Raw genomic sequence first — 8,392 nt, 5'->3', positions numbered from 1 at the left:
GCCTGCTGCATGCGGTCGACGGCCTCGGCACGGTGCTGAGCCTCAACGAGCGGGGTTGGCGTTGGGTGCATGCGCGGTCGACCGAGATCATCACCGGCAGTTGGGTCGAGGAGTCCGCGACGGCCCTGCCCGAGATGAACCTTGCGGTCACGACGTCGGCGCTGCGTCCGGCCCTGATGTAGCCGGCGCCTTCCCTCGCGAGCAGACGCAAAGCTGCCCCAGATCGCGCCGAAATGGGCAGTTTTACGTCTGCTCGCGGGTCAGGCCAGGGCCTGCTCGAGGTCGGCCAGCAGGTCGGCGGCATGCTCGATGCCCACCGACAGCCGCACCAGATCGTCGGGCACCTCCAATTGCGAACCCGCGGTCGACGCATGTGTCATGGCGCCCGGGTACTCGATCAGCGATTCCACCCCGCCCAGCGACTCGGCGAGAATGAAAATCTCTGTGCGCGAGCACAACTCGCGGGCAGCGCGCGGACCACCGCGCAACCGGACCGACACCATGCCACCGAAGCCGGTCATCTGCCTGGCCGCCACATTGTGGTTGGGATGGCTGGGCAGTCCCGGGTAGAGCACCGAGTCGACCGCCGGGTGCCCCTCCAGGAACTCGGCGATCAGGGCGGCGTTCTCGCTGTGCTGGCGCATGCGCAGCACCAGGGTCTTGAGCCCGCGCATGGTCAGGTAGGCATCGAACGGCCCCGGCACCGCACCCGCCCCGTTCTGCAGGAAGGCGAATGCGGCGTCGAGTTCCTCGTCGTTGGTCAGCAGCGCACCGCCCACCACATCGGAGTGCCCACCGATGTACTTGGTGGTGGAATGCAGCACGATGTCGGCGCCGTTCAGCAGCGGCTGTTGCAGTGCCGGCGACGCGAAGGTGTTGTCCACCAACACCTTCACCCCGGATGCCGAGGCGATCTGCACGATCCCGGAGATGTCGGCGATGCTCAGCAGCGGGTTGGTCGGGGTCTCCACCCAGATCAGCCGGGTGCGCGGGGTCAGCGCCGCGTTCACCGCGTCGAGGTCACTCAGCGGGACCGGCGTGTGGGTGATCCCCCACTGCGAGAACACCTTGTCGATCAGCCGGAAGGTGCCGCCGTAGGCGTCATCGGGAATCACCACGTGATCACCCGGGCGCAGCACCGCGCGCAGCGCGCAGTCGGTGGCCGCCATACCCGAACCGAACGCCCGCCCGTAGTTCGCCTCCTCGACCGCGGCCAGCGCGGCCTCCAGCGCCGCGCGGGTGGGGTTACCGGTGCGGGCGTATTCGAATCCGCCGCGCAACCCGCCGACGCCGTCCTGGGCGAAGGTCGACGATGCGAAGATCGGGGTGTTGACGGCACCGGTGCCCGGATCGGGACGGTAACCGGCGTGGATGGCTTTCGTGGCCAGGCCGTGCCACTTGCGGTGTTGAGTCATAACGGGTCGAGCCTATCGGGCCGGCACGCACGACCGACACCACGATGCCCACGGTGCGCGACCTTTCGGCCTGCGCGCCGTGGGCATCGTGGTGGTGCCGCGGATTACGGGGTGGGCGGGGCCACCGGTCCGCCGGTGAGCCGGCGGAACGCGAACACCTCGATCAGCGTCAGGATCGGATAGGTGACCAGCAGGCCGACCACGCAGACGATCACCCCGACGAACGCCAGGGCGGCCATCACCAGTGCGGTGAGGAACACCAGGCCGAAATTGGCTTTGGCGATGTCGAAGCTCGCCTTGACCCCGTCGACACCGCTCAGATTGCGGTCCAGTACGGCGACGGTGGAGAACAGGAACAGCACTCCGATGATGACCGCGGCGATGAAGTACAGCGGTATGCCGACGAACAGGTACGGCGGGATCAGGAAGCCCGGAAACACCAGCACCAGGGCCACCACGAAGAGGATCGCCCCGACGATCAGGTTCGCGATGATGACATTGCCGACGTTACGCGGCCGGAAGAACGATCCGATGGTCACCGGCTGACCGTTGGCGATGTCGAGAATGCCGCCGATGAAGGCGGATTGGATCACCGCGGCCACCACCAGGGTCACGATCCCGCCGATCAGCGAGACGATGCCGCCGCCGACGCTCATGCCGCTGGGCGATTCGCCCCCACTCATCGAACCCGTGGCCACGTTCACCACGGCCTGCACCGCGAAATAGATCAGACCGAGGACCAGCGTCGGGACGATCAGCTCGGCCGGATGCTTACTGAACTTGTTCCAGGCCCAGTTGAAGGCGTCACCGATGCTGTAGGGCGCGGCGCCGTAGGCCTGGGCGCCCGCGGGCGGGTAGCCACCCTGCTGCGGGTAACCGCCGGGTCCCTGCGGGTATCCCGGGCCGCCCGGCGGAGGCGGATAGCCGCCGGGCGGCGGCGGATAGCCACCCGGTGCCGGGTAACCGGGTGCGCCCGCGGCCGGATAGCCACCCGGCTGCGGTGGCGGCGGGTAGCCGCCGGCGGGCGGGGGTGGCGGGTAGCCACCGGCGGGCGGCGGCGGTGGGTAGCCGCCGCCGTGCGGTGGCGGGGGCGGCGGGTATCCGGCGCCGGGGGGCGGCGGGAAACCACCGGGCTGGGGCGGATACTCACCCGGCGGGGGGCCGAAGCCACCCGGCTGCTGCTCCCCCTGCGGCGAGCCGAAACCGCCCGACGGCGGTGGATAGCTCCCGGCCGGAGAACCGAAACTCCCGTACGACGGCGGCGCCTCACCCTCCTTGGGCGGGGAATCGCCCTGCTGTGACGAGGATTCACCCTGCTCGGGCGCGTAATCGCCCGACGACGGCGGTGGCGGCGGGTACCCGCCCGGCGGCGGTGGTGGGTTAGTCATGGGTTCCTTTTTACAGTGGTAGGCATACCGTGGTCATGATCTTGTCGGCGAGTGTCTGACGCTTGGAGTCCCACAGCGGAAACAGGTAGCCGATCATGCATATGACCTGATCCACGATATGGGCGATCTGGCGCACGATGGACAACCCGAAACCGATTGGCTGCCCGGTCTTCTCGCTGACCACCTTGAACTTGAGCACCGACTTTCCGATGCTCGAACCCGTGGTGCCCTGCCGGTAGCCGTAGTTCCAGATTCCGAAGACGAACGCGAGCAGATAGCACAGCCCCACGGCCAGCATGCCCGTCGAGGACGTCTCGGCGACGCAGTAATCACCCATGCCGTATTCGGAAGTGTCTGAGACACAAGTGGTTTCGCTGAAAGCCAGCAGGATCCCGTAGCCGATGCCGATCAGGACGACGATCGGGAGGGCATCGATGACGTAGGCCAGCACCCGGGTCAGCCACGGCGTGTAGGCCTCCTTGGGCAACGCCTGTCGCGGTCCCTGGGGCGGCGGGAAACCTCCCCCCGGCGGAGGTGGCGGCGGATACCCCCCTGGTGGGGGCGGTGGGTAGTTTCCAGGCGGCGGTGGCGGTAGCTCGGTCATAGTCGCCTTCCAGGTGATTAAGTTAGCTCGCTGGGAGCCAGCTCACCTTACCTGAGAGAAAGCTGATAACCCGGCGTCTCACTCGATCTTCACCACCCGGACATCCCGCGGCGGCCGTCAGTGCCTTCCGGTGCCCGCGGACAGGAAACCGAGCAGATCGTGGCGGGTCAGCACCCCGACCGGCTTGCCCTCCTCGACCACCATCACCGCATCGCTTTCCCGCAGGTTCTTCGCCGCGGTGCTGACCAGCTCGCCGGCACCGATCAGCGGGAGCGCCGGACTCATATGCTGCGCCACCGCATCCGCGAGCTTCGCCCTGCCCTCGAACACCGCGGACAGTAACTCGCGCTCGGACACACTGCCCGCCACCTCACCGGCCATCACCGGCGGCTCGGCCCCCACCACCGGCATCTGGGACACCCCGTACTCGCGCAGGATGCCGATGGCGTCGCGCACGGTCTCCGACGGGTGGGTGTGCACCAGGGCGGGCAGCTCCCCGGATTTGCCGCGCAGCACATCGCCGACCGTCGACTGCTCGATCGAACCGTCGAGCCTGCTGCGCAGGAATCCGTAGGAGGACATCCACGCGTCGTTGAAAATCTTTGACAGATAACCGCGCCCGCCGTCCGGCAGCAGGACGACGACGACTGCGTCGGGGCCGGCCTTGCGGGCCACCTCGATCGCCGCGACCACCGCCATCCCGCACGAACCGCCCACCAGCAGGGCCTCTTCGCGGGCCAGCCGCCGGGTCATATCGAACGAATCGGCGTCGGAGACCGCGATGATCTCGTCGGGCACCGCGGGGTCGTAGGCGCTGGGCCAGAAGTCCTCGCCGACGCCTTCCACCAGGTACGGGCGCCCGGTGCCGCCGGAGTACACCGACCCCTCCGGGTCGGCACCGACGATCTTGACCCGGCCACCCGACACCTCCTTGAGGTAGCGCCCGGTGCCGGTGATGGTGCCGCCGGTGCCGACGCCCGCGACGAAATGGGTGACCTTGCCGTCGGTGTCGGCCCAGATCTCGGGTCCGGTCGTCTCGTAGTGGCTGGCCGGACCCATCGGGTTGGAGTACTGGTCGGGCTTCCACGCCCCGTCGATCTCGGTGACCAGCCGGTTGGACACGCTGTAGTAGCTGTCCGGGTGATCGGGCGGCACCGCCGTCGGGCACACCACGACCTCGGCACCGTACGCGCGCAACACATTCTGTTTGTCCTCGCTGACCTTGTCGGGACACACGAAGATGCATTTGTAGCCGCGCTGCTGGGCGACCAGGGCCAGCCCGACACCGGTGTTGCCGGAGGTCGGCTCGACGATCGTGCCGCCCGGCTTGAGTTCGCCGCTGGCCTCGGCGGCGTCGATCATCTTGACCGCGATGCGGTCCTTGGCGCTGCCGCCCGGGTTGAGGTACTCGATCTTGGCCGCGACCAGTCCGGCCCCTTCCGGGACCACCGAGTTCAGCTGTACCAGTGGAGTATTGCCGATGAGCTCACTGACGTGCCTGGCGATCCGCATGCGTCCATCGTCTCAGGCCGGTTCCCGGCTTACCAGGTGGCCTCTCGAATGTAGTCGCCGATCTGGCGCAACGACCGCTTCGCCTCGGGCACCAACCGCCCGGCGATCTGGAATACATGCATCTGACCGGGCCAAACGCGAATCTCCACCGGTACACCCGCCGCGGCGAGCATATGGGCGGCTTTGCGCGCATCGCTGATCAGCACCTCGGAGCCGGACACGTGGATGAGGGTCCTGGGCAGCCCCGGCTCGACATGGTCGAGCGGCTCGTAGACGTCCTCGCCCTTGCGTTCGGCGGCGGCGTCGACGAGGTCGATCAGCGCGTCGAACGCCTGCGCCGGGAACATCGCGTCACGGCCGATGTTCGGGTGGTTGGCCCTGGTGTCGTTGTCGATCTCGAACAGCGGAGACATCGCCACGAACGCCGCGGGCACCTCGCCCTCACCGCCCTCGGCCAGCAGCCGTTCGGCCAGCGCCAGCCCCAGATACCCGCCGGCGGAGTCGCCGGCCAGCACGATCTGATCCGGCTCGTATCCGGTGAGGCGCAGCCATTGATAGGCGTCGTAACAGTCGTCGAGGGCGGTGCTCACGGCATGTTTGGGCACCATCCGGTAGTCCACCACCAGCACCGGGCTGTCGGCGTACTCCGAGAGGGCCGTCGCGATCCCCGAATGCGTGTTGGCACCGCACACCAGGAACGCACCGCCGTGCAGGTACAGGATGACGCTGCGCTTACCGTCCGCGGGCAGCACCCCGTCGGCCCGGAACAGCTGTGCGGTGCAGTTGGGCAGGGCGACCGTCGCCTTGATGGTGCCAGGGGCCGGGCGCAGCAGCCGCGCCGCGAAGTTGACCACCCCGAACGGCCACGGCAGATGCGGCGCACGGCTACCGATTGCCAGCACCGGGCGGATTGTCAGCATCGCCGCCAGCGAAGCCAGTCGGCCACCAAGGCTCGTCCCGTCTTCGACCACCTCGACCGGGGCTCGGTCACTGACCGGATACTTACCGGCGCGGCGGGTCCTGCCTGGGCTTATGCCGGCACGATGGGTCCTCGAGAGCTTGCTCGGTGCGGTCATCGCCACCACTTCCTACGTCGTTGTAGTGCTCGGTGCGCTCTGTCACTCAGACAACCCGGGTAACTTAGCTTGACATTCCTAATCGGTTCAACAATCAAAGAATCTGAATTGATACCGGACTTGATACCGCACTGTGATGGCCGATCGCGCTTGCCACGCGGAGAAGCCGCCGGTTCGCCCCTAAACTGGGATCGTGGGCTCAAGAAGTAATGCTCCTGGCGTCCGCAGCCGCAGTAGTCGCACCCCGCGGCGATTGACCGTCGCCCTGGCGGCCGCTGCGACGCTGGCATCCACCGGGTCGGCGTATATCGGGGCACGCAATCTGCTGACCGGCCAGGCCGCCAAGGCTCGCCGGGTCATTCCCAAATCCTGGGATGTCCCGCCCCGCGCCGACGGCGTCTACGTGGCCGGCGGCGGGCCCGTACAACATTTCGAGCGTGGGGTGCCGTTCGACATCCACCTGATGATCTTCGGCGACTCGACGGCCACCGGGTACGGCTGCCATGAGCCCGACGAGGTGCCCGGCGTCCTGATCGCCAGGGGCCTGGCCGAGCAGCTGGGCAAGCGGATCCGGTTGAGCACCAAGGCGATTGTCGGGGCCACCTCGAAGGGTCTGTCCGGCCAGATCGACGCGATGTTCGTGGCGGGCCCACCGCCCGACGCGGCCGTCATCATGATCGGCGCCAACGACATCACCAAACCCAACGGGATCGGGCCGTCGGCCCGGCGGGTCGGCGCGGCGGTGCGGCGCCTGCGGTCGGCCGGCGCGGTCGTCGTGGTGGGCACCTGCCCCGATTTCGGCGTGATCACCGCCATCCCCCAGCCGCTGCGCTGGGTGGCCCGCAGTCGCGGCCTGCGGCTGGCGCGGGCCCAGGCCGGCGCCGTGCGGGGGGCGGGCGGCACACCGGTGCCGTTCTCCGACCTGCTCTCGCCCGACTTCTACAAGGCGCCCGAGCTGCTGTTCTCCAAGGACATGTTCCACCCGTCGGCCGCCGGTTATGCGCTGGCGGCCAACCAGCTGCTGCCCGCACTGTGTAATGCGTTGGGCGAGTGGGATGGCGATGAGGCACTGGAGTCCGGTGCCGCCGACAGCTCCAGCACCCTGCGGTCCCGGCTCGGCAGCGTGACCAGGCTGTGGCGGCGGACCACCGGGGTGCCCGCACCCATCGTGGTACCGGCGGGTTAGGTTCATTCCCAGATACCCGATCGAGGAGCCAGTCATGCCTGAAGCCGTCATCGTCGCCACTGCCCGCTCGCCGATCGGCCGGGCCGGCAAAGGATCCCTTGTCGATATCCGCCCCGACGACCTGGCCGCCCAGATGGTGCGCGCAGTGTTGGACAAGGTGCCGGCGCTGGGCCCCCGCGAGATCGACGACCTGATGATGGGCTGCGGCCAGCCCGGTGGCGAGTCCGGGTTCAACATCGGCCGGGCCGTCGCGGTGCAGCTGGGCTACGACTTCCTGCCCGGCACCACGGTCAACCGGTACTGCTCGTCGTCGCTGCAGACCACCCGGATGGCGTTCCACGCGATCAAGGCCGGCGAGGGCCACGCGTTCATCTCCGCCGGGGTGGAGACCGTGTCCCGGTTCGCCAAGGGCAACGCCGACGGCTGGCCCGACACCAAGAACCCGTTCTACGCCGACGCCATGGCCCGCACCGACTCCGCGGCCGCGGGGGCCGAGGAATGGCACGACCCGCGCACCGACGATCTGATCCCCGATGTGTACATCGCGATGGGCCAGACCGCCGAGAACGTCGCGCTGCACACCGGTATCAGCCGCGAGGACCAGGACCACTGGGGTGTGCGGTCGCAGAACCGGGCCGAAGAGGCCATCAACAGCGGATTCTTCGAACGCGAGATCGTTCCGGTGACGCTGCCCGACGGCACCGTGGTGTCCAAGGACGACGGTCCGCGCGCGGGCACCACCTACGAGAAGATCAGCCAGCTCAAGCCGGTGTTCCGGCCCAACGGCACGGTGACCGCGGGCAACGCCTGCCCGCTCAACGACGGCGCCGCGGCGGTCGTGGTGATGAGCGATGTGCGGGCCAAGGAGCTCGGGCTGACCCCGCTGGCGCGCATCGTGTCGACCGGTGTGTCCGGGCTGTCGCCGGAGATCATGGGTCTCGGCCCGATCGAGGCCGTCAAGAAGGCACTCACCAACGCGGGCAAGACAATCGGCGATATCGACCTGTACGAGATCAACGAGGCGTTCGCCGTGCAGGTGCTCGGTTCGGCGCGGGCGCTGGGCATGGACGAGGAGAAGCTCAACGTGTCCGGCGGCGCGATCGCGCTCGGTCACCCGTTCGGCATGACCGGTGCCCGGATCACCGCCACGCTGCTGAACAACCTGCAGACCCACGACAAGACCTTCGGCATCGAGACCATGTGTGTCGGTG

General features: G+C 68.2%; 6 protein-coding genes and 2 pseudogenes. 3 read left to right on the top strand and 5 right to left on the bottom strand.

All coding sequences use genetic code 11. The annotated features are described in order from the left end of the window. Positions 1-182: pseudogene (locus tag ACWDTP_RS35480) on the top strand (GOLPH3/VPS74 family protein); the annotation flags it as partial. Positions 183-260: 78 nt separating this feature from the next. Here ACWDTP_RS35480 and ACWDTP_RS35475 read toward each other — a convergent pair. From ACWDTP_RS35475 to ACWDTP_RS35455, 5 genes and pseudogenes are all read right to left on the bottom strand, one after another. Then, the gene (locus ACWDTP_RS35475; RefSeq protein WP_450027902.1) at positions 261-1,415 is read right to left on the bottom strand and encodes a cystathionine gamma-synthase; all 1,155 of its coding nucleotides are present in this window, start codon (positions 1,413-1,415) and stop codon (positions 261-263) included. 104 nt (positions 1,416-1,519) lie between these two features. After that, positions 1,520-2,803, bottom strand: coding sequence for a hypothetical protein (locus tag ACWDTP_RS35470; RefSeq protein ID WP_450027901.1), 1,284 nt, complete (start codon positions 2,801-2,803; stop codon positions 1,520-1,522). Between the two features lie 10 nt (positions 2,804-2,813). After that, positions 2,814-3,395 (bottom strand): annotated as a pseudogene (locus ACWDTP_RS35465) (RDD family protein); the annotation flags it as partial. A 129-nt stretch (positions 3,396-3,524) separates the two neighbouring features. Next, positions 3,525-4,919 carry a cystathionine beta-synthase gene (locus tag ACWDTP_RS35460; RefSeq protein ID WP_450027900.1) on the bottom strand — a complete coding sequence of 465 codons (1,395 nt, stop codon included), beginning with the start codon at positions 4,917-4,919 and terminating at the stop codon, positions 3,525-3,527. 29 nt (positions 4,920-4,948) lie between these two features. Continuing rightward, complete coding sequence (locus tag ACWDTP_RS35455; protein ID WP_450027899.1) at positions 4,949-5,995, bottom strand: alpha/beta hydrolase; 1,047 nt, start codon at positions 5,993-5,995, stop codon at positions 4,949-4,951. 193 nt (positions 5,996-6,188) lie between these two features. Here ACWDTP_RS35455 and ACWDTP_RS35450 point away from each other — a divergent pair, with 193 nt between their 5' ends. Continuing rightward, on the top strand, positions 6,189-7,181 hold the full coding sequence (locus tag ACWDTP_RS35450; RefSeq protein WP_450027898.1) for an SGNH/GDSL hydrolase family protein: 993 nt from the start codon (positions 6,189-6,191) through the stop codon (positions 7,179-7,181). A gap of 34 nt (positions 7,182-7,215) precedes the next feature. Continuing rightward, positions 7,216-8,392: acetyl-CoA C-acetyltransferase (locus tag ACWDTP_RS35445; protein ID WP_450027897.1), on the top strand; the 1,177-nt coding region annotated here is incomplete at its 3' end.

This window comes from Mycobacterium sp. NPDC003449, from assembly GCF_053588415.1.
Note: the sequence above shows the minus strand (reverse complement) of the source record. Positions and strands in the feature narration are given on the sequence as shown.

Coding starts and splice junctions, on each gene's coding strand:
- ACWDTP_RS35475 (WP_450027902.1), bottom strand. CDS start 1,415: ATGACTCAACACCGCAAGTGGCACGGCCTGGCCACGAAAGCCATCCAC.
- ACWDTP_RS35455 (WP_450027899.1), bottom strand. CDS start 5,995: ATGACCGCACCGAGCAAGCTCTCGAGGACCCATCGTGCCGGCATAAGC.
- ACWDTP_RS35470 (WP_450027901.1), bottom strand. CDS start 2,803: ATGACTAACCCACCACCGCCGCCGGGCGGGTACCCGCCGCCACCGCCG.
- ACWDTP_RS35460 (WP_450027900.1), bottom strand. CDS start 4,919: ATGCGGATCGCCAGGCACGTCAGTGAGCTCATCGGCAATACTCCACTG.